We start from the raw sequence: 24335 nt of genomic DNA on the forward strand, positions 1-24335 counted from the left end.
ATATTAACTTAAATTCTTTATAATTATAGACAATACTTTATATTAGTATACATATGGAAGTATTTATTAAGGCATAATCAAAAAAATAACAGACCAGTATGCATGAGGGATTATTTTCTTTCATGTGCTTAAGCTTTAAAATTATATAACCAATATGTACATTGAAAAAACAGAGTAGGTGAAATAAATATGATAAATTATAAAATTGGTTTAGATATAGGATCAACAACAGTAAAATTAGTGGTTCTTAATAATGAGAACATTTTAATATATAGTAAATATAAAAGACATTTTTCAGATATAAGAAGTACAATAATTGACTTAATAAAGGAATGCTATGATGAATTAGGGAATGTTAATTGCAAAATTAATATAACAGGATCAGGAGGATTGTCAGTATCAAAATGGCTTAATCTTGGTTTTGTACAGGAAGTAATTGCATGTTCAAAAACAGTTGAAACAATTATTCCTGAGACTGACGTTGTAATAGAATTAGGCGGGGAAGATGCAAAAATTACATATTTTAGAGGTGGAATAGAGCAACGAATGAATGGAAGTTGTGCCGGCGGTACTGGAGCTTTCATTGATCAAATGGCCATATTATTGAATACTGATGCAATGGGGTTAAACGAGTATGCTAAAGAATATAAAGTAATATATCCTATAGCATCAAGATGTGGTGTCTTTGCGAAAACAGATGTTCAGCCATTGATAAATGAAGGCGCTAAAAAAAGCGATATAGCCGCATCGATATTTCAAGCTGTAGTTAACCAAACTATAGGAGGACTTGCATGTGGTAAGCCTATAAGAGGCAATGTTGCATTTTTAGGAGGTCCTTTATTTTTCCTTTCAGAATTAAGGGAAAGATTTATTGAAACATTGAATTTAAAGGATGACCAAATTATTGCACCAGAAAATTCTCAACTTTTTGTTGCGATGGGAGCGGCTCTATTGTCAACAAAGGAAAAATCAACATCTTTAAAAAATATAGTAGATAAAATTTCTGATATTTCTAATATAAAGGATGATACTGAACCAAGACTTGAACCGTTATTTAAAGATAAAGAAGATTACAACAAGTTTAAAGAGAGACATGATAAAAATGTTGTAAAAAGGGGAGAGTTAAGGGAATATAAAGGACAAGCATTTTTAGGAATAGATGCTGGTTCTACAACTACTAAAGTAGCACTTATAGGTGAGAATTCCGAGCTTTTATATTCTTACTATGGAAGCAATGAAGGAAATCCGTTAAATAAAGTTGTAGAAATCATGAAAGATTTATATGAAAAACTTCCTGAAACAATAGAGATTGTAAACTCTTCTGTTACAGGTTATGGAGAAGCTCTTATTAAAGCAGCACTTCATATAGATATAGGAGAAATTGAAACAATTGCACATTATAAGGCTGCAGACCATTTCTTACCAGGTGTAGATTTTATCTTGGACATAGGCGGACAAGATATGAAGTGCATAAAGATAAAAAATGATGCAATTGATGGAATACTTTTAAATGAAGCTTGTTCATCAGGATGTGGATCTTTTATTGAGAGTTTTGCTAAGTCTCTTGATATGAAGGTAGAGGATTTCGCAAATGAAGCCTTAAAATCTAAAGCTCCAGTGGATTTAGGTTCTAGGTGCACAGTATTTATGAACTCTAGAGTTAAACAGTCTCAAAAAGAAGGAGCTGAAATTTCAGATATATCAGCTGGCCTTTCATATTCGGTTATAAAGAATGCTTTGTTTAAAGTAATAAAGTTAAGAGATGAAAAAGACATAGGTGGAAAAGTTATAGTACAAGGTGGAACATTTTATAATGAAGCTGTACTTAGGAGTTTTGAACTTATATCAGGCCGAGAAGCAGTAAGACCAGATATCTCAGGACTAATGGGAGCATTTGGTTGTGCGCTTATTGCAAAGGAACGATATATTGAAGGAGAAAAGTCAACTTTATTACCTAGAGATGGAATAGATCAATTTGAAATGACAGCATCATTTAGAAGATGCGGAAAGTGTGGGAATAATTGTTTGCTTACTGTAAATAAATTCTCTACAGATGAGGAGTTTATTTCAGGAAATAGGTGCGAAAGAGGGCTTGGAATAGAAAAGTCTAAGGAAAACAAACTACCAAATTTATTCGATTATAAATATAAGAGAACATTTGCCTATAAGCCTTTAAAAGAAGAAGAAGCTAAACGTGGAGTTATAGGAATTCCAAGAGTTCTTAACATGTATGAAAATTATCCGTTTTGGTTTACACTTTTAACTAACTTGGGCTTTAGCGTTAAATTATCAGCACCTTCAAGCAAGAAGATATATGAACTTGGAATTGAAACAATTCCATCAGAGTCAGCTTGTTATCCAGCAAAATTGGCGCATGGTCATATAATGAATTTAATAAATAGAGGAATTAAAAATATATTTTATCCTTGTATATCATATGAGAAAAAAGAGTTTATGGATGCTCAAAATCATTACAATTGTCCTATGGTAACTTCTTATCCAGAAGCGATAAAAAATAATATGGATGAATTAAAGGAAAGCAACATTAATTTCATGGAACCATTTTTATCTTTGGATAACGAAAAGGAACTTATAAAAAGAATAGTGGATGAATTCAAGGCATTTGATGTAAGCATGCAAGAAGCTAAAATAGCAGTGGAAGAAGCAAGTAAAGAAAGAGAGAGTTTCAAAAAGGATATTCAAAAAAAAGGTGAGGAAGTTATTTCATACTTAAGAGAGAATAATAAAAAAGGAATAGTATTAAGTGGAAGACCTTACCATGTAGATCCTGAAATAAATCATGGAATACCTGATATAATAAATTCTTTCGATATGGCTGTGTTAACAGAAGATAGTGTGTCTCATTTAGGTATATTAAAAGATAAACTTAGAGTTGTAGATCAGTGGATGTATCACTCAAGATTATACAGAGCGGCTGCTTTTGTTGCTGATGAGCCTTGTGTAGATATGATTCAGCTAAATTCCTTTGGTTGTGGATTAGATGCAGTTACTACAGATCAAGTTTCTGAAATTATATCTTCAAAAGGAAAGATATATACAGTTTTAAAAATAGATGAAGGAAATAATTTAGGAGCTGCTAAGATTAGAATTAGATCATTAAAAGCTGCAATGGGCGAAAGAGAACGAAAAAATTATAAACCAGTTGAAGAACAAATAGTATACCAAAATCCAGTATTCACACCAGAGATGAGAAAAAAACATACGATTTTATGCCCTCAAATGTCTCCTATTCATTTTGACTTAATTGAGACAGCAGTGAATGCATCAGGCTATAATTTAGAAGTTTTACCATCAATGGACATGAAAGCTGTTGATGAAGGATTGAAATATGTTAATAATGATGCTTGTTATCCATCAATTATAGTAATCGGTCAAATAATTGAAGCTTTAAAATCTGGAAAATATGATTTGAATAATACTTCAGTTATAATATCTCAAACTGGCGGTGGTTGTAGAGCAACAAATTATATTGGATTTTTAAAGATGGCTTTAAAGCATGCTGGATTTGAACAAATACCTGTTATATCGTTAAATGCAGTAGGGCTTGAAAAACAACCAGGTTTTAAGATTACTCCAAAATTGCTTCATAAAGCTATTATGGCATTAGTATATGGAGACTTATTCATGAGAGTATTGTATAGGACAAGGCCTTATGAAAAAGTTAAAGGATCTGCCAATGATATTTATAAGAAGTGGAATGAAAAGGTAAAATTAAATTTAGTCAATGGAAGCAAGAGAGAGTTTAATAACAACATAAAAGAAATCATTCAAGAGTTTGATGAATTACCACTACTAAATGTTAAAAAGCCTAAGGTTGGTGTTGTTGGAGAAATATTGGTTAAGTTCCATCCAACAGCAAACAATGATATTGTAGGGATTTTAGAAAATGAAGGAGCAGAAGCAGTTGTGCCAGATCTTTTAGATTTCTTTTTCTACTCAGCATTTGACGCAGACTTTAAAGCAAAATATTTGGCAGGAAGTAAGCTTTCAAAAAATTTATGTAATATGGCTATTTCGTATATTGAAACATACAGAAAAACTATGAAAAAACAACTAGAAAAAAGCGTTAGATTTTCTAAGCCAAAGCACATAAAAGAATTAGCAGGTATGGCATCACCTATACTTTCTCTTGGAAACCAAACTGGAGAAGGTTGGTTTTTAACAGCAGAAATGATAGAACTTATTGAGTCTGGTACAAGTAATATAGTGTGTCTTCAACCTTTTGCATGTTTGCCTAATCATGTTACTGGAAAAGGTATGATAAAAGCACTAAAAGAAAGATATCCAAAATCAAATATAGTGGCAATAGATTATGATCCTGGTGCCTCAAATGTAAACCAGTTAAATAGAATTAAGCTAATGTTGTCAGTTGCCTTTAAAAATTTAGGTGATGAACTTAAATATCATAAAAAACAAAATGAAAGTATTGTGGAGCAGCAATTTCATAATGAGGCAGGTTTAACACTTGAAGACAATATTTAATTAAATTGTGTTAAATTTAATGTTTTAGTTAGCATAATCATGTATTTATAATGCATAATGTACATAATTTATAATTAACGTACATTATGCATTAAAGCTTTTGAAGGAATTTACATGTAATTGTTTTTATTACAATTATTGTTTTATGTTAGTTTTAGTTTATATAATGGTTATTGTACAGTTTTATAGGCTATTAAAGTAATGTGCAATTTATTAGGAGGTAATCGATGGATACGCAAAGTAATCATCAAGAAAAAGAGGAAATTAAAAATAAAAAATTTAAACCGTTAGTATTCTTTTTGGGGATAATATACATAATTCTCTTTCTGTGTATAAGTACACCTCTAGTGTTATTTTTTGGACCGTATGAAAATACAAGAAAAGTATTTGTTTCAACATTACTTGGAACAAGACATGCATATCTATTAACTGATTTTATGTCTCAGGAAGAAATAAATAAAATCTTAGGAGTTAACAAAAATACAGAAGAAACGAAAGATGACAGTACCCAAAATACAGAAACAGATTTAAATAAAGTAAAAGTTAAATATACTAGTGGAAATGAAATAACTAGATATGATATACATACGGACAGGTATAATGGATATATACTTGAAATAAAAAATCCATTAGGAGTTAAAGTTGCAATGACAAAATATTTAGGAAAAATGGGACAGAAAACCAGCGAAATGGCAGAAGAGAATAATGCTATTGCAGCTATTAATGGTGGATCTTTTGTAGATAAATCTTCTGATGGAACGCTTTATGCAGGAACTGGGGCAGAGCCAGGAGGATTTGTTATATCAGGTGGAAAAGTTGTATATCCTAAGAGCAATGTAAATAGGACTAATGTTGAAAATGTTATAGCCTTTACTAAAGGTGGTCAGCTTATTGTGGGAGATCATACTCTTGATGAGCTTCAAAAGCTAGGAGTACAAGAAGCAATGTGTTTTAGAAGGCCTAATATTATTATAAATGGTAAGCCTCAAGTTAAAGATAAGACCTCTGATGGGCTTAACCCTAGAACTGCAGTGGGGCAAAAAGAAGATGGTACAGTTATATTTTTAGTTATTGATGGGCGAAAAATCACAGCGCCTGGAGCAAGTTTGTATGATGTTCAAGAAATAATGTTAGATAGAGGTGCAATTAATGCGGGAGCTCTTGATGGTGGTTATTCTTCTACAATGTACTATAAGGGAGAAGTGATAAATTCTCCAAATGCTTGGGATGGTGAAAGATCTGTTGCCACAGCTTTTTACGTTGAGTAAAATAAATTATAATAAAAATTATTATAATAAATATTACATATAACACAAAAGTAGAAGTGATTTTGAAGTATCTTTGTAGGAGAGGATAGTTAATGAAAAACTTGATAAGAATAGTAGTGTGGACACTTATAGCAATAGTAATTCAACAAGGTATATTTTTATATGTAGAAAATATATATTTATCTTCAGATGTAAAAATTCAAGCTGAAAAAGTTGAAGAAAAGGAAACTCCAAAAGATAATAAGCAAAATGAAATTAACATTAAAGATGGGGTTTCTAAAGCATCAGTATCCTCAGATGGCAGATTTGTTGCTTATATAGAAAATAGTAAACTTAAGGTATTAGATAGCAATGATAATAGTGAAAAAGAATTTCAATGTGATGATGGCGGAGATGTAGTGTTCTATAAATGGTTAACAAATGAAAACAATATAATAGTTATACAAAAAGTGCAAAAAAAAGGAGGAGCTTACTTTGAGCCAGTCTCTTTTGATGCAAAGAAAGGAGAAACACGACAACTTGCAGATTTTAATTTAAATGAGTTGAAAATAGATACAAGGAATACAAGCGATAAAGTAGGTAATGTAGTATTTTCTACTGCAACACATAGTCTTTACATAAAAATTGATAAAGCGAATGGAAAAAGTGATCTATATTATGCTAATGTAATGAATCAATTAGAGAAAGTCAGATCAAATAAAGAAATTGGAAATATAGTGGTTCCTACTACAAGTACAAATGCGGTAATGGAAATGGGGAATGGAGCAACCATATTAAATAGTCCCAATAACATAGAAATACCAAATGCAAAAGTTATAAAAATACTAGGCAATGATATTAATGACAATGTATATTTTGGTGAAGAAGTTAGCGGAAATATTACTAAAATATATTATTCAGCATTAAACGAAGGGAAAATAAAATGGAATATGCTGATTTTGCCAAAGCCAGTAAGTAAGGAAGATATAATTGTAGATTATTCAGGAAAGGTTTATATTAATGATAAATCTGCTGAAAGTGTTTTAGAGCTTATTAGTAAGAAGACAATTAAGTATGAAGGAGATCTTTTGCAATCTTATTCTAAAGGGATTATTTCTATAAATGGAAATAAGTTAACAAAGTACGAGATTGGAGAAAACAGAATTTCGATTAAGCAATAATATGCTTAATAAAATTACTTTGCTAAATAATCATGATTTTAATAATGCAAAAATATAAGAAATTTTTATATTTAATGATCTATCATAATAAGATATAATAATTCATATAAGTTTTAAAAGAATAAAATATAAAAAAAGTCATATAATTAAATTTATGTAAATATAAAATCAATGGTAAAAGGGGTGGAACTTATGGATAAAAGTAAAAAAAATAAGTTAATTGGAACAGGAGTTATTGTTGGATCCATGGCAGCATTAAGTGGTGCCATAGCAATGGGGAAGAGATTTAGAAATAGAAAAATAAAAAAAATCATTGATATTAAGACATATTCAACAGGTGTAATAAGGAGCTTTGGTACTTTATATTTAAATGATGAAAAGCAAAAGGTGCCAGGAGATTTCTTGCAGTTCAAAGACATTACTTCATTTGCAGGCCAAAAAATAGAAATTAAAGATACTGATAAAGATGATGATTATAAATTGTCTTGGATAGAGATAAATGATGCTGGAAAGAAATTATTGATTTGTGATAGAAATATTTTGAAAAATATTTCATGGAATGAACTTAATGATCAAAATTTAGTTTTTGGTAAAGTAGTGATAGTAGAAGGGGAAAAATACATCTTAAGGCTCTTAACTGGATATAGTGAAAAGAAAAATTATAAGAATAATGAATGGGATAAGTATATAGTAAATCCTAATAAAATTGATGGACTTCCACCAAGTGAAGATTATGATGTAGATAATAATATAAAGAAATTTGATGATGAGAAGATTAATGGAAATAATAACGCTTTATGGCATTGGTATAATTTCTCATCTTTCACTCAAAGCGAAGGCTTAAGAAGTGAAAAATTCTGCATAATAAGAGGATATTATTCAACGACATATTCTAAGCAGTCAGTTAAGGACTTAAAATATGAAACTGTAGGGTATAGGCCAGTTTTAGAATTGATTGAATAAAATATAAGCGTGTGAGCACTTATTTATAGTAGCTTATGCGCTTTTATATTAAAAATAGATACTAATAGGAGGACAAATGAAATTAACAAATTTAAGCAACAGAAAGAAAGGAATAATATTTATAACTGCATCTGCATTTGGATTTGCAATGATGTCGGCATTTGTTAAGATTTCTGGTGATTTGCCATCATTTCAAAAAACTTTTTTTAGAAATATAGTATCACTAATGGTGGCATTTGCACTAATATCAAAACACAGAGGAAACTTTTTTGGACAAAAAAATAATCAAAAGACATTATTGCTTAGATCAATATTTGGAACTTTAGGAATTTTATTTAATTTCTACTCTATAGATAAATTAGTTCTATCAGATGCTAATATGCTAAATAAATTAAGCCCTTTCTTCGTAATTATTTTTTCGGGGATATTTTTAAAAGAGAAAGTGAATATAAAACAGATTATAGCAATAATTATAGCATTTATAGGAACTTTATTCATAATAAAGCCTTCATTAAATTTAGAAATAATGCCTGCAATAGCTGGAATTTTAGGTGGTGTCACAGCAGCAGCAGCTTATACATGTGTTAGATCTTTAAGTGGAAAAGAACATCCAGAAACTATTGTGTTCTATTTTTCTTTCATTTCTAGTATAATTACTTTTCCATTAATGATAATATACTATGAAAATATGAATATAATGCAACTTATTTATTTGTTTTTAGCTGGTATTTTTGCAAGTCTTGGACAATTTGGAATAACTTTAGCGTATAAATATGCACCGGCAAAAGAAATATCAATATTTGATTATACAAATATAATTTTTTCAGCAATAATAAGTTTATGTTTATTTGGAATTCTTCCTGATTACTTAAGTCTTGTGGGATATATTATCATCTTCAGTGCATCCTTATATATGTTTGTATACAATAAAGATTGATTATAAATAATATAAAAAATATTAGTTAAGGAAAAAAATATAAAATTTATTAATAAAACTTGACAAAAGTGGTTATATATAATATTATCTAATTGAGAATGATTTTCAAGATTATTTAAATTAATAGGGAGTGGTATAAGTAATGAAAATAGTATATTGGTCAGGAACAGGAAACACAGAAAAAATGGCAGAATTAATTGCAAAAGGAATCATAGAAAGTGGGAAAGATGTTAATACTATAAATGTCTCAGATGTAAATATAGACGAATTACTAAATGAGGATATACTTATTCTAGGTTGTTCAGCAATGGGAGATGAAGTATTAGAAGAGTCAGAGTTTGAGCCATTTATAGAGGAAATTTCAACTAAGGTATCAGGTAAGAAAGTTGCGCTTTTCGGTTCTTATGGTTGGGGCGATGGAAAATGGATGAGAGATTTTGAAGAAAGAATGAATGGATATGGTTGTGTTGTAGTAGAAACACCATTAATAGTTCAAAATGAGCCAGATGAAGCTGAACAAGATTGCATAGACTTTGGTAAGAAGATTGCTAATATATAATTAAATTTGGTGGTGATATGATATGAAATATCTAGATTTTTACAAAAGATTAGATTTGATGGATGAGAAGGAATATATAGAAAATTTCTTGGTATATAATTCATCATTAGTTATCGCAGGAGTTAAACCGGCTGTAACTATAAATTTGAAAAAAAGTAATGAAAAGATGTATATTGGCTGGAATGACTTCGGAAAAAAATTTATAAAGAATATAAATCTAAAATTCATAGAGTTAAGAGAAAATAATGATTGTATGATAATAATGATTTATGATGAAAATATATTAGAAAAAGAGTTAAATAAAAAATCACATATAGATTTTTTAGCAAACATAGGGTATCCTTCCCAAATAAAAATAGATAGATATATTGATACATTAAAATTTAGATATAATAAATATCACTGCCCTCATGAGCTTGGATTATTCCTAGGAATACCATTTGAAGATGTTAAAGATTTTATGGAATGTACTACTAAAAAATGTTTACTATGTGGATACTGGAAGGTATATAACGATAGTAAGAAAGCAAAGATGATTTTTAACGCATATGACACAGTTAAAGAATATACAATAAATAATATGCTTGAGGGAAGTTTATCGCGTGACCTCGCTTTAAGCATAAAAAACTCCTTTTATAAAAATGCTTTATACATTTGATTATAAAAATTGTATTTAGCAAATAGATAATTTAGATTATTAGAATTGATTAATATAATTAAAAAAGTTTTATCAAAATTTTGAATACAAAATAAAATATTCTTGGTAACGCACACTACCATGAATGTGAGTAATTAACCACCAAAAGTTTAATATTTAGTGACCACACACCACTAAGTATTATGATTAAAAGATATTTGTTAATGTCCACACACCATTATAAATATCTTCATAAATAGTACAAACGAACAATTTCTATTTAATATAAAAAAGTAGATACATTTCATAAAATTCAAATATGGCCCACAAGGTTTGCAAAAACTTTGTGGGTTTAAAATTTTAATAAATTTTTACAATAATAGATAATTAAAGTATAATTTATTTAAGGATATTTTTCTGTAAAATAGTAAAAAATATAAAAAACATCATTAATGGCTAACTAAATTAATTATTATTTTAACAATATCTGGGCGAAATCAAAGATTTAGTAGATAAATTATTTATGGTATAGGGAATTTTGAAGAATAAGGATGTGAGAAAATGAATATTATGTTCAACAAACTTTTTGAAATAGACAAAGTAAGTGATTCAATCGAAAAAATCAATTTTAGGGAAGCAGTAAGAGGAATAATAATAAAGGATAAAAAGATTCTAATGGTACATTCCAAGAATAAGGATTATAAGTTTCCAGGAGGAGGAATGAAAAAGGATGAGGGGCATATAGATGCTCTGAAAAGAGAAGTGGAAGAAGAAACTGGATATGTTTGCAGTAAAATTGGTGATCAACTTGGAATTATAACAGAAAGAAGCAAAGATAAATATGTTAATAATAGAGTTTTTAAGATGATCTCTTACTATTACTTAGCAGAAGTATCAAATGTAAGGAAAGCTCAAAAATTGGATCCATATGAGGCTAAATTAAAATTTAGGCCAGAGTGGATACAAATAGAAGATGCTATTAATAATAATGAAAAAATAATATCATCAGGAGTAGAACCAATTCCAAACTGGATTTTTAGAGAAACTTATGTGCTAAAAGTGATAAGAGATTATATAAATAGATTTAATAAAATAACATAATAATTAATACGTATATATTGATGTAATAAATTTATATTTAAAGTTTTAGTAAGTGAAATACTCATACGCAATTTAAATGTAGAAATTTAGTTAAAGAATATATATTAAAAAGCCTCGAAAGAAATGTAAGAAATTTTATGAATTAATTCATATTGCACAGAATATTAATAAAAACAAGTGTTAGTCAAAAGAAGAATAATCTAAATACCTTATTTTAGTGATAAAGTATGTAGAGTAAGGTGGTGATTTTTAGTAATAAGTGATAAGATTATAAATAGTTATAAAAATTTTATATCAAAGAAAGAATGATATATGTTTATGAAATATTAACGATATGTCATTCTATTTGCGTGTTTTTATAAAAAATGTATTATAAATTATTGATTTTGGGATAGCGTGTATTAGAATACATTATGGAAGATGGAATTTATTATTGAATATATGAGCATTAAATTGTTGGAGCAGCGAGGAGTGATATAAAGACGAATATGAAGATATATAATGTGAATTGAAAATGGACAAGGGTAATAGCTATAAATATATAGCTTTAATTTTTGTTTAACGTTAACAGAAAAAACTAGTAACTTGGGTGTTTTACTAGAAGGAAGAAGGATATTGTGTGTTAATAAGAAAAGATGTTTTAAAGTTAGCAATACCTATAATGATAGAGCAAACATTTGTTATGTTATTAGGTACATGTAATACAATGATGGCAGGACATATTGGTGAACAAGCTGTATCAGCAATAGGAATGGTTGATTCTATAAACAATATGTTCATATCATTTTTTGCAGCTTTATCAGTTGGTGCAACGGTAGTGGTTGCGCAGCAGATAGGAAGAAATAAACCTAAGAAAGCAAATGAAACAGCTAAACAAGCTATTGTATCAGGTATTTTAGTATCATTAATTATAACATTGCTTTTGTGGATTTTCAGGATTAAATTAATTAATGTACTTTATGGTTCAGCAGAAGAATTAGTTAAAATCGATGCAAAACTATATTTGGAGTTTACTTTGCTTACGTATCCATTTATAGCAATAGAACAAATTGCTAATGGTATACTCAGAGGATGTGGAGATACAAAAACTCCTATGCAAATAACAATATTTATGAATCTTATAAATATTGCTTTAGGATATACATTGATATTTGGAATTAATGCATTGAACATACCATCATTTGGGATAGCTGGTGCGGCAGTAGCAATTGCAATTGCTAGACTTATTGGTACTTTAATTATAATGTTAGTTTTATTTAGAGGAAGTAAAATTATAAAATTAAAAAAGATATTTCCATTTAAATTTGATATGGAAATACAGAAAAATATATTTAATATAGGAATTCCAGCGGGCATGGAACAAGTGATATTTAATGCAGGAAAATTAATAGTTCAGATGTTTATAGTTACAATGGGAACAGCATCTATTGCTGCCAATGCAATTTCATCATCAATTGCTATAATGATAAATGTTCCGGGAAATTCACTTTGTTTAGCAGCAACAACTTTTGTGGGACAGTATGTAGGGAGAAATGATATTAAAGGTGCAAAGAGTACATTAATATACTTGACTAAGTTTGGTACTATTTGCTTAGTATCTTTGGGATTGATTTTTATACCTATATCAAAATGGTTAGCATCTCTTTATACAAATGTTCCAGAGGTAATAAATATATCAGCAACATTAACTAGAAGCAACAGTATAGCATTAATTGCTTGGGGGATATCTTTCATACTTTCATCAGGCCTTAAAGGAGCTGGTGATACCAGATATACTATGCTAACTGCATTTATAGGTATGTGGATATTTAGAATATTTGCAGGTTATATTTTAGGTATTGTTCTAGGAATTGGTGTTTTAGGAATTTGGATTGCTATGTATATTGATTGGATTGTACGTGGACTTATGTACTGCTTTAGGCTTAGAGGAAATAACTGGCTTAAGCATAGAATTTCTGACTAAAATAGTTAAAAGAAGTTATCTAAGAATAGGAAAATAATAATGGATGATTAACATTAATTTTTATTATTTTTAGATAACTTCTTTTTGTATAATTATAAGAAATTTGCAAAGATATTAAAAAAATAGTTATAATTTAAAAGAAAATGTTTACAATAATAACTGATGAGATTATAATAAGTAATAGAGTGTTTAAAAGTTTAAATTATTAAATATTAATCTAACTTTTAATACAACCTCTAATACTCATTAATCTCTTTACATATAATTGGACTCCACTTTGGAGTTCTTTTATTATGTTCAAGAAATATTAAGTACATAGGAGAAGAATTATGAGAATAAGGTTTGGCTATGTAGCAATTTCAATGAGGTTGGGTAAAAAGATTTCTAGTTCTAGCACAGTTACGTTTACAAATTATAATAAAATTATTTCTGAAAAGAACAAATTAGATAAACTAAAGAGTATAACACTATCTAACTTAAATGATCTAGAGAAAATACTTAATTATAATGTGGAGAATCAAATACACTTTTATAGAATAACATCTGCGTTAATTCCTCTAGTTACTCATCCTGATGTTGGTTATTGGGGACATAGAGAGATTTTTAAAAAGGATTTTGAATTTATTGGAAGAATAATTAGGCAAAATAACATGAGAGTGGATACACATCCAGATCAGTTTAATGTTTTAAATAGTGCAAGTAATGAGATCGTTAAAAATTCTATCAGCAATTTAATGCGTCAAGTAGAATGGTTTGAGGATCTTGGGTATTTACATGGAAAAATGGTTTTGCATGTTGGAGGAGCAACTGGTGGAAAAGAGTTAGGAATAAGCAGATTCATTGATAATTTTTCTCTAATTCCAGAAGAAATAGGATCTAAATTAATTCTTGAAAATGATGATAAAATATATACGGCAAGGGAAGTTCTAGATATATGCAGGACTTTAAATCTTCCAATGGTCTTAGATGTTCACCATCACAATTGCAATAATAATGGTGAAAATATAGAGGACTTACTTGAGGAGATTTTTAATACATGGGATAATGAATTTTTCCCACCTAAAATACATTTTTCAACACCAAAAGACCACGATAAAGATAGAAAACATGCTGATTATATAAATGCAGAGGATCTTGTTGAATTCTTAGAAAAAGCCAAGATTCTAGATAGGGATTTTGATATAATGCTAGAATGCAAGCAGAAAGATGAGGCACTGTATAAATTAGTAAAAGATATAAAAGTCATAAGACCACAGTATAAATGGATCGATAACAGCACTTTTGAATTATAAAATAGTTTTAGCAACTACCTAGAAAATTTAATATTTTAGGTAGTTATTTTTATGAATATATATGTTAGAGTATAATTTTAGTAGGCAAAGATAATAAAGAATACTATATAAATAATAAAGGAGATGCAAAAGCATCTCCTCAATACATAAATTATCCATTATAATTAAGTTGACGAAACTAAATAGAATAGAGTTAGATTTATGTATGAATTAAGTTTAAATGATAATGGATTTACTTTCAAGGAGTTAGAGAAAAGAATTTATAAATATGCTTGTGATGAAGCTTGCAATGCATTAAAAAGCATATTAGAATCCTTGGATGAAAAACTACTTAATGAAAGAGATAGCAAGGTTTACCGTAATAAAGGCCGTAAGCAAACTTGTTTGAGGACTATTATGGGGAATGTAGAGTATTCTAGGCGTGTTTATGAATTAAAACTTGAGGATGGTAAGAAAGCAACTAAATACCTTTTGGATGAGTATTTAGGAATGGATACTATAGGAAATGTTTCTATAAATCTCGTAGAAACTATTTTGACTAACGTGGCGGATGTTTCTTTTAGAAAGACATCTGAGAATATTAAAACTATGTGTAATCAAGAAATTAGTGCTCAAGGCGTTTGGAACGTAGTTCAAACAGTTGGAGAAAAGATTAAAGAACTAGAAAATCGTAAAATTGAACTAGATGATAAAGGTGTGTTAAAAGGCGAAAAGGAAGTACCAGTATTGTTTCAAGAGCAAGATGGAGTTTGGCTCTATCTTCAAGGTAAAGATAGACCAAAAGGGAAAAATAAAAAGAAAGAGTTAAAACTAGCAGTATCATATACAGGCTGGACTTTACGTCCAGGAAGCAAAAAAGAATATGTAGTTGTTGATAAAACTGCTTGTGCAAGTTTTAGTAATTCTAGCCACTTTAAAAAGCTTGCTAGCGCAACAATTTCAGAAAAATACAATGTAGACGAAATTCAAACTAGAATATTAAACGGTGATGGAGCAAAGTGGATTAAGGCAACTTGTGAGGATCAAGACATTCATTTTCAACTAGATCCATTTCATGTAGGTCAAGCAATTATGCGTAAGGTAAGTGATAAAAGAACCCAAAAGCAATTATTAAAACTATTTAGAGAAGGTAAAATTGATGAAGGTCTAGAAGCTATTGTAAATATGATGACACTTACAAATGAAGAAGATGTTTCATTTAAGAAGCTTACTGAGTTATATGATTACTTAGCTCACAATAGAGATGGATTAACACCATATAAATTAAGAGGTAACATAGACATGCCTACGGCGCCGGAAGGCATAGAATACAGGAATTTAGGTACAATGGAACATAATATTTGTGATGTATTAGCTCAAAGGATGAAGGGCAGAAAAATGAGCTGGTCTATTAATGGTGCAGATAATTTATCTAAAATATTATCTGAAAAATTTAGTAATAGGTTGTTTGATACTGTGGATAAAATCTATAGAAATATTATTCCTGATAATGTTATTGATACAATAGTTACAAAACTACCATTAACAGTATTTCAAGCAAATAAAGAATCTAATAAATGTAAGGTATATAAGTGTAATAGCGCACAAATTCCGTACAGCGGAGCTGCCACAACGCTAGGTAGAAAAATAGTGCGTGATTTATGTGGATTAAAATCATTTAGTGATATTAGTTATAGTTAAGTATAAAGCGTGTGTAGGGAAATTCTAAAAATATGATGTAAAATAATGGATAATAAATTAAATAAAATTCTTGCCAACTTTTACTTGACTCAAACAATATATATTTGAATTTAGCATCATTGATAATATTCTGATATAATAGATATATATGTTTTGGGAGGTAAATAATAATCTGGGAAGGAGGAAAGTATTGAATTGTGCTGCTTTATAACATAATATTAACAAAAATTATTCCAATGGGATTCATATGAAGAAAGAAGGGATTTATTGATGAGAAACGTTATTAGAAATCTATTACTTGGATTAATAATAATATCAGCAATAATGGGACAACCTGTTTTTGCAGCAGATAATGATTTAAACTCATATGTATATAACCATTTAGAAAATTGGGACACAGAGTTTCAAATTGATTATTATAAATCTGATGTATTAGAAGTGGTACAAAATATTGCAAAAGATGATGATTACTTAATGAGATCACTAGAGAAAATGGTCTATGAAAGAGTTGGAGATAAAGCAACATTAAAGGTTACTTATAGAACAACTAAAGATCAAGAGTTATATATTAATCAAGAGCTAACTAAAATAGTTAATTCTATAACTACCAATGGAATGAGCGATTTTGATAAGGTTAAGGCAATAAATGAATATTTAATAAATAGATTTGAATATGATGATAGTCTTGTATCTAATAATGCCTATTCTGCATTGACAACTGGAAAAACTACATGTCAAGGTTATGCCATGACTGCTTATAAAATGCTTAAATTAGCAGGTGTAGAGAATAAAATTATTATTGGAAATTTAGATGGCGTTCCTCATGGATGGAACTTAGTTAAATTAAATAATAAGTGGTACCATTTAGATGTCACAAATAATGATGCATTAGGAAATAATAAATATTTTCTAAGACAAGATAAGGTTCTAAAAAATGATGGATTTACATGGAAAGAAAGTGATTATCCAGAATGCTCTGAGGATTATAATTATGAGAATAATAAGGCAAGCAGTTATGCTGGATTATTATCTGAGCTTAAGTCAAATAAAGATGGTAAGTGGAATTTAGTTAATTCTGCGTGGTGTTTTATGGAAAACACAGGACGTTATGCAACTGGATGGAATATAATAGATAATAATTGGTATTACTTAGGCAATGATGGCATAATGAAAACAGGATGGATATACTCTAATGGAAAATGGTATTATTGTTATCCTGGAAGCGGGGCTATGGCTCTTAATTCCGTTATTGATGGAAAATATAGAGTTGATTCAAATGGAGCATGGATATCATAGCTGTAGCAATTAAACAATAAAGTTTATATTGACAAAAGCTTAAGTTTTTTGTACAATTTAAACAATTTAATATATCGCATAATAAGGAAAGTAATTTATTATATTTCTTTATTCTAGATTTTCAATAAAAGCAATGAAAAGAATAAGTAGAAATTAGTGATGCCATACAGAAAGTTACCGGTTGATGAGAGGTGCATGGAAGCTGGTTTTGAATACATCTTAGAGCTTCAAGCTGAAAAAAGTTTCTTTTGAGTAGGTGATGACGGAACCCTGCACCCGTTATAGTGCTAAAGTATAACCAAAATTTTGGCGTACTTGAAGAGGTTAATCGTGTGAGCGATTAATGAATTAAGGTGGTAACACGGGAGTTATACTCTTGTCCTTTATATTTTAAAGGACAAGAGTTTTTTTGTTGCAAATATTGAATCTTGTAACGCTTACTTATATTAAAAATAAGAAATATTTAGGAGTTAAGAAGATGAGAAAGAATACTGAAGAACAAATTAAAATTATAAGGAAAGGAGTTGCAGACATAATTAGCATTGATGATTTGGAGAAAAAGATTATTAAGTCGGCAAAAGAAGATAAACCTTTAATAATTAAGTTAGGTTTAGATCCAACTGCGCCAGACATCCATTTAGGTCATGCGGTTGTATTAAGAAAGATTAAGCAAATGCAAGATTTAGGGCATCGAGCAGTTATAATAATTGGGGATTTTACTGGTAAAATAGGAGATCCAACCGGAAAATCTAAAACTAGGAAGCCTCTGACCAAAGAAGAAGTAGTAGAAAATGCATTAACGTATCAAAAGCAAATTTTCAAAATTTTAGATAGAGATAAAACAGAAATTAAGTTTAATAGTGAATGGTTATCTGAACTGTCATTTGAAGAAGTTTTAAAACTGGCTGCGACTACAACAGTTGCAAGAATGCTAGAAAGAGAAGATTTTAAAAAGAGATATAATTCTAATACTCCTATTGGAATTCATGAATTTTTTTATCCTCTAATGCAAGGTTACGATTCTATCGCATTAAAGGCGGATATAGAATTAGGAGGAACTGATCAGACATTTAATATTCTTATGGGGAGAACATTACAAAAAAATGCTGGAATGGAGCAACAAACAGCAATATTTATGCCTATATTAGAAGGACTGGATGGAAAGGAAAAAATGAGTAAGAGTTTAGGAAATTATATAGGAATACAAGAATCAGCAGAAATAATGTTTAAGAAAGTAATGGAAATTCCTGATGATTTAATTATAAAATATTACGAACTTGCTACCGATGAGCATCCAGATAAAATTAGAGGAATTAAAGAAGAGTTGGATAATGGCAAAAATCCAAGAGATGTCAAATTTGAGCTTGCAAAAATTATAACAAGATTATATCACACAGAAGAAGAAAGTAAATTCGCACTTGAATATTTTGAAAATGTATTTAAAAATAAAAATATACCTGATGAGGTGCCTGAAATAAATATATCTTCTGAATGTAGCTTGTTAGAAGATGTTGGAAAAGTTCTTGTTAAAAGTAACTTAATAAAATCCTATAATGAATTTAAAAGGCTTTTAAGTCAAGGTGGAGTATATGTAAATATGCAAAAAGTATCTGATTTTAACAATATAATAATTAAAAATGGAGATATAATAAAGTTAGGCAAGAAGAAGTTTGTTAAAATAGTAAAGTAGCTAAAAGTGTATTAAAAGAATTAAATGAAAGAATATATACTATATTAAAAGAGGCACTCAATTGAACTGCCTCTTTTAATAAATTAATTCATAAAGAATTATGACTGCTTTTGCTTTTCTATGTAATTTTCGTACCAATTATTAAATAGAACTTTAAATGAAGCAGCAACTGGCACAGCAAGGAGCATTCCTAATAACCCGCCTACATTGCCACCAATTAGTATAGCCATCATTGTAAATACCGCATGTAAACCTACACTATTTCCAACAATTTTAGGGGCTAGAAGATTATTATCAATTTGTTGTACAACTAGCATAGCAACTATGGCGTAAACTATTCTTATAGGTGTACCACTTAAAAGTCCCATAATAGCAGCAAGAATAGTGCCAATAATTGGGCCTACATATGGAATCATATTGCTTATTCCTGCAATTATACCAATTACAAAAGCGTAATCTATTCCAACAATTGAAAGTGCTATCGCTGATAAAACTCCAACGAAAAAAGCTTCCAGCAATTGACCGCGCAGGTACTTAGCAAAGACTTCATGAACAACTCTAAAAACGTAAATAATTTTATTGCCTAAAATACTTTTACCAAATACTAAATAATAAAGCTTATTCCATAGTGCTATAAAATATTCAGAATCCTTTAGAAGATATATACTGATTACAAGTGCAATAAAAAATGTTGCAACACCACTTCCAATTGACATTATATATGATGTCATATTTCCTAAGTTGCTTTCAACATATCTTTGTAAATATATAATTCCGCTAATAATATAAGGTTTTATATTATCTATAAAAGAATTATCCAGCCTATCTAAAGTCCCTTTTATGGATTCAGTTGAAAAGGAATTACTCTTTAAGTATAGGGAAATGTGTTGAGTCATATTTATAATAGTAGTATTATTTGATATCTGACCGCCTATCATAAAATAGATTCCTAAGATTAAGCCTGAAAATATACCAATAATTAAGACATATGTAATCATAATTGCTATAATTCTTCGAGTAGATGCCTTCTCTAATTTATATAGTCTGTTCTGCTTTAGAAAAGTTTCAATGCCTCTAGTTATAGGATATAAAAGATATGCTATTATGATACCGAAAATCAGCGGCTTAATTAAATTAGTTAAATACCCTAGAAAGTCAAATGCAGATCTAAATAATAATCCCATATTTAAAATAATTAAAAATGCTATATATAGTATAACTGCTGTAATAACTATATATATGGAATACTTGAATAATTTTTTATCAAATTCAATTTTCATATAACGGTACTATCTCCTTATTTTACTTTAACTTAATTTACTATTATATGAATTATATCATATTTTAAAGCAAATATATCATATAAATATTTAAGTAAAACCTATAATGGGATAATAGATAACTTTTTGTTGAAACATTTCTTAAAGTTTTCATCCATTTCTACAGGTAAACTATCTTGCATGTATTTAACACTACTCTTTGGAAGTGTTAACTTAAAAGTATCTTTCTGGTTTATAATTGTGACTTCGGATAAGCTATTATAAAAATACTTATCAATTTTATGAGCAAGACATAATATTATTGAAATTTTTTTGCATATTAGAATCTCCTCTTTTCTAAGGATATTTTTATATTCATCTGATAATTTGTAATCAAATTTACCGCTTAGTGCTATGGCGTAACCAAGCATTAATATTTGTTTATGTGTAAGTCCTGAAATTAAGGAGTTAATTATTATATATAAGCTGTGTTTATAAGCATGTTTTATGGAAATACTTATCCCCAAATCATGCAATTTAGCTGCTGCACCAAGAAGTTTATATTCTAATTCTAAAAATTCATAATTTGGTTTTTCAAGGTATTTAAAAAATACAAGAGATAGATCACGTATTTTTTCAGCATGTGAAATATTTAAGTCATTATTTGTTAAAATATTGTTCAATGAATAATCTAAAATATCAAGATTATCAAGATCTTTATTCAAGAGTTTTTCGTATAAAACACCTTCACGGATTCCATATTGACTAATTCTAAAAGCAGGACAATTGCAATAGTTCATAAGCATTACAAGTGCCGAGAAAGGTGCGGTAAATATGTCAGATCTTTCTCTAGGTAATCCCTTTAATTTTGCCTTTTGGTTCGTATTAAGATTGAGAACATATTCATGAATTATTTTAACTTCATCAAAAAGCATAGTATAATTATGGAGCAGATCGAGTGGATATTTAATAAATTTCTTGTGAATTTTACCAATCGAACGAGCTGTTCCGCCAATTCCTATTAAAGGCAAATTTTGAGCAAGCTTTAACCAAGGTAACTTATCAAATTCATTAAATATAAATTTATTAAATGCTGAAATAGTATTTTTGTCTGCTGGCACATCAAAAGGAAATAGCTTAGTTAGTGGTATGGATCCGAGAGGTAAACTTACTCCATTAAGTATTTTTTTATCTTTCATTAAAGTGATTTCCATGCTTGAACCGCCAATATCAATAAGTAAAGCATCCTTTATATCCATGGTAGCTTTGATTGTTATATATCCATAAGCTGATTCTTCAATTCCACTAAGAATTCTAATATCTAATTTAGTCTTCTTTTTTACCAAAGATAAAATATGATCTCTATTTTTTGCACGTCTGATTGCCTCAGTAGCAACTACAATTATTTCGACTACATCATTTTTCTCGCATAAAATCTTGAAGAATTCTAAAGTAATTAACAACTTACCTATTCCTTCATTTGATAAATTGTCATTTTCATCAATAAACTGACCAAGTCTTGTCATTCTTTTTTCTTCATCAATTATTTTAAATGAATTATTCTTATATATTTCATATACTAGAACCCTCATTGAATTGGAACCTATATCAATAACTGCGATATTTTTCATTGTTCACTCCTCCTCTATATAAAAATATGATAAAAAGTTAACTTGTATATAATAACATTTTAACTTAAAGTTAACAAAAATATTAGATTATATTAGTATACATTTAAATATATTACATTATTCAATGTGTATTTAAAATACTATATTTACAAATAATTAAATTAAGTTGAAAATGATTAGCTTATAGGATGAGGAGAATAATTATGGATGAAAATTATACATATGATAATTACGAAAATTTTTTTAATCGTGAACTTAGTTGGTTGGAATTTAATCAACGAGTTTTAGATGAAGCTAAGGATAATACGAACCCCTTATTAGAACGATTAAAATTTTTATCCATATCAAGTTCCAATCTCGATGAATTTTTTATGGTGAGAATTGGATCATTATATAGTCAAATTCAAGCCGGATTTGATGAAAGAGAAGTTTCTGGCTTAACACCAAGTGAACAGATTAGTAAAATACTTTATAGAGTTAGGGAGATGGTTAAGGACCAATATCATACATATGATCATTTATATGACCACTTAGGTTCCAGAAATATAAGAATTTTCACGTATGATATGTTAAATGAAGAACAATTAGAATTTATAAATGACTATTATAAAAATATATTATATCCAGTTTTAACACCTATGGTAATTGATTCAGGCAGACCATTTCCTTTGTTGTTAAATAAAACATTAAATATAGGTGTTATATTAAAAGAAAGTAAGAGTGAACAAGAATTGTTTGCTACAATTCAAGTACCATCAGTTTTAGGGAGATTAGTTCCTATGCCAGGAGGGATAGGTGAAAACTTTGTATTATTGGAAGATGTCATAAAAAACCACTTAAAGGAATTGTTTGGATTTAAAGTATTAACAACAGCGTGCTATAGAATAACTAAAAATGCAGATTTAAGTTTAAATGAAGAAGGAGCAGAAGATTTGCTTGAAACAATAGAAGAATCTCTTAAGCAGAGAAGGTGGGGGCTTGCCGTAAGATTAGAAATTGAAGAAACAAATGATACCAGGATCATAAATAAATTAGAACAAGAATTTGAAATTTCGGAGGATCAAATATCTTGTATAAAAGGGCCAATTGATTTAACATTTATAAATAAATTATATAGTATTAAGGGATATAGTGAACTTAAGTTTGAGCAAATAAAGAGTCTGCAAGTTAAGGAATTACAAGAAGAGGATATATTTCAAGAAATAAGCAAGAAGGATATTTTTCTACACCACCCATATGAAAGTTTTTCATTAGTAGTAAAATTAGTAGAAACTGCTGCTCAGGACGAAAAAGTACTAGCTATAAAGCAAACCCTATACAGAGTAAGTGGGAATTCACCTATAATAGCTGCTCTTTCAAAAGCAGCAGAAAACGGAAAGCAGGTAACAGTATTAGTTGAACTTAAAGCTAGGTTTGACGAAGAAAATAACATTCATTGGGCAAGGCAGCTTGAAAAGGCGGGATGTCATGTTATATATGGTGTGATTGGATTAAAAACTCATAGTAAAATATTATTGATTGTTAGAAAAGAAAAAAAAGGTATTAAAAGATATGTTCATTTAGGAACTGGAAATTATAATGATGTAACAGCTAAATTCTATACAGACATTGGGATAATAACATCAAAGCCTGAATATGGAGAAGATGCATCAGTTATATTTAATATGCTTTCAGGATATTTTAAACCTGAAAATATGAGTAAAATAACTATTGCACCGTACGGATTACGAAAAAAGTTGGAGCATCTAGTTGAAAGAGAAACTGAGCATGCTAAAAATGGAAAGAAAGCAAAAATAATTGCAAAAATGAATTCGTTAGTTGATAGAAAACTTATGATAGCTTTATATAAGGCATCACAAGCTGGAGTTAAAGTAGAACTTATAGTTAGAGGAATTTGCTCATTAAGACCTGGAGTTAAAGGCTTAAGTGATAATATAACAGTGAGAAGTATTGTAGGAAGATATTTGGAACACAGCAGAATATATTATTTTTATAATAATGGAAAAGAAGACACATATATATCAAGTGCTGACTGGATGTATAGGAATTTAGACAAAAGAGTTGAAACTATGACAGTAATAGAAGATAATCTTATAAAAAAGGAACTTAAAGAAATGCTTGAATTATATATAAAAGATAATGTTAAAAGTAGGATATTGCTAGAAGATGGTTCTTATACAAAAATTAAAAGTGAAGGTAAAATTGTTAATGCACAGAAGGATATGATAGAGATTTGTAAAAAGTTTAATCAGAAAAGTTAGATGAATATATGATTTAAATAAATATGTTATATGTTGAGCAGAAGTGATATAAGCAAATAAAATTCGATAGAATTTAATAATTAGGATTCTTGAAAATGGAAATTAGCTTAAGTAGTGTTAAATAGAGATAAAAAA

The 24335-nt window shown here is 28.9% G+C and carries 16 protein-coding genes and 1 other annotated feature; of the genes, 14 read left to right on the forward strand and 2 right to left on the reverse strand.

Annotated features, from left to right (window positions below):
• The first annotated feature begins 189 nt into the window (after positions 1–189).
• The 13 genes from KEC93_RS12345 (at position 190) to tyrS (ending at position 19049) form a co-directional block, all read left to right on the forward strand.
• Positions 190–4503: a 2-hydroxyacyl-CoA dehydratase gene (locus KEC93_RS12345; protein ID WP_077869254.1), complete on the forward strand. Its 4314-nt coding sequence runs from the start codon at positions 190–192 to the stop codon at positions 4501–4503.
• A gap of 227 nt (positions 4504–4730) precedes the next feature.
• Positions 4731–5771 carry a phosphodiester glycosidase family protein gene (locus tag KEC93_RS12350; RefSeq protein ID WP_077869253.1) on the forward strand — a complete coding sequence of 347 codons (1041 nt, stop codon included), beginning with the start codon at positions 4731–4733 and terminating at the stop codon, positions 5769–5771.
• Between the two features lie 92 nt (positions 5772–5863).
• Positions 5864–6931 carry a hypothetical protein gene (locus tag KEC93_RS12355; RefSeq protein WP_077869252.1) on the forward strand — a complete coding sequence of 356 codons (1068 nt, stop codon included), beginning with the start codon at positions 5864–5866 and terminating at the stop codon, positions 6929–6931.
• Between the two features lie 192 nt (positions 6932–7123).
• Positions 7124–7894, forward strand: coding sequence for a hypothetical protein (locus tag KEC93_RS12360; RefSeq protein WP_077306714.1), 771 nt, complete (start codon positions 7124–7126; stop codon positions 7892–7894).
• A 76-nt stretch (positions 7895–7970) separates the two neighbouring features.
• A complete protein-coding gene (locus tag KEC93_RS12365; RefSeq protein WP_077869251.1) occupies positions 7971–8831 on the forward strand; it encodes a DMT family transporter in 861 nt (286 codons plus the stop codon).
• 142 nt (positions 8832–8973) lie between these two features.
• The gene (locus tag KEC93_RS12370; protein ID WP_023976532.1) at positions 8974–9390 is read left to right on the forward strand and encodes a flavodoxin; all 417 of its coding nucleotides are present in this window, start codon (positions 8974–8976) and stop codon (positions 9388–9390) included.
• 22 nt (positions 9391–9412) lie between these two features.
• Positions 9413–10048: a DUF3793 family protein gene (locus KEC93_RS12375; RefSeq protein ID WP_039769757.1), complete on the forward strand. Its 636-nt coding sequence runs from the start codon at positions 9413–9415 to the stop codon at positions 10046–10048.
• A gap of 540 nt (positions 10049–10588) precedes the next feature.
• Entirely contained in the window at positions 10589–11128 is a 540-nt protein-coding gene (locus tag KEC93_RS12380) for an NUDIX domain-containing protein (protein WP_034851959.1), read from the forward strand.
• Between the two features lie 619 nt (positions 11129–11747).
• Positions 11748–13091, forward strand: a complete 1344-nt coding sequence (locus KEC93_RS12385) for an MATE family efflux transporter (RefSeq protein ID WP_023976529.1) — start codon at positions 11748–11750, stop codon at positions 13089–13091.
• Positions 13092–13420: 329 nt separating this feature from the next.
• Complete coding sequence (uvsE, locus tag KEC93_RS12390; RefSeq protein ID WP_077869250.1) at positions 13421–14383, forward strand: UV DNA damage repair endonuclease UvsE; 963 nt, start codon at positions 13421–13423, stop codon at positions 14381–14383.
• Positions 14384–14584: 201 nt separating this feature from the next.
• Positions 14585–16063, forward strand: a complete 1479-nt coding sequence (locus KEC93_RS12395; protein WP_077870071.1) for an ISLre2 family transposase — start codon at positions 14585–14587, stop codon at positions 16061–16063.
• 270 nt (positions 16064–16333) lie between these two features.
• The gene (locus tag KEC93_RS12400) at positions 16334–17359 is read left to right on the forward strand and encodes a transglutaminase domain-containing protein (protein WP_077869940.1); all 1026 of its coding nucleotides are present in this window, start codon (positions 16334–16336) and stop codon (positions 17357–17359) included.
• Positions 17360–17483: 124 nt separating this feature from the next.
• Positions 17484–17746: a binding site (T-box leader), on the forward strand.
• A gap of 91 nt (positions 17747–17837) precedes the next feature.
• On the forward strand, positions 17838–19049 hold the full coding sequence (gene tyrS / locus KEC93_RS12405) for a tyrosine--tRNA ligase (RefSeq protein WP_077869941.1): 1212 nt from the start codon (positions 17838–17840) through the stop codon (positions 19047–19049).
• 98 nt (positions 19050–19147) lie between these two features.
• Here the strand turns inward: tyrS and KEC93_RS12410 are convergent, their stop codons facing one another.
• Entirely contained in the window at positions 19148–20329 is a 1182-nt protein-coding gene (locus KEC93_RS12410) for an AI-2E family transporter (RefSeq protein ID WP_077869942.1), read from the reverse strand.
• A 101-nt stretch (positions 20330–20430) separates the two neighbouring features.
• On the reverse strand, positions 20431–21939 hold the full coding sequence (gene ppx, locus KEC93_RS12415; protein ID WP_077869943.1) for an exopolyphosphatase: 1509 nt from the start codon (positions 21937–21939) through the stop codon (positions 20431–20433).
• Positions 21940–22142: 203 nt separating this feature from the next.
• Here ppx and KEC93_RS12420 point away from each other — a divergent pair, with 203 nt between their 5' ends.
• Positions 22143–24200 carry an RNA degradosome polyphosphate kinase gene (locus KEC93_RS12420; protein ID WP_077869944.1) on the forward strand — a complete coding sequence of 686 codons (2058 nt, stop codon included), beginning with the start codon at positions 22143–22145 and terminating at the stop codon, positions 24198–24200.
• Positions 24201–24335 lie beyond the last annotated feature (135 nt).

Source organism: Clostridium beijerinckii (assembly GCF_018223745.1).
GTDB lineage: Bacteria > Bacillota > Clostridia > Clostridiales > Clostridiaceae > Clostridium > Clostridium beijerinckii.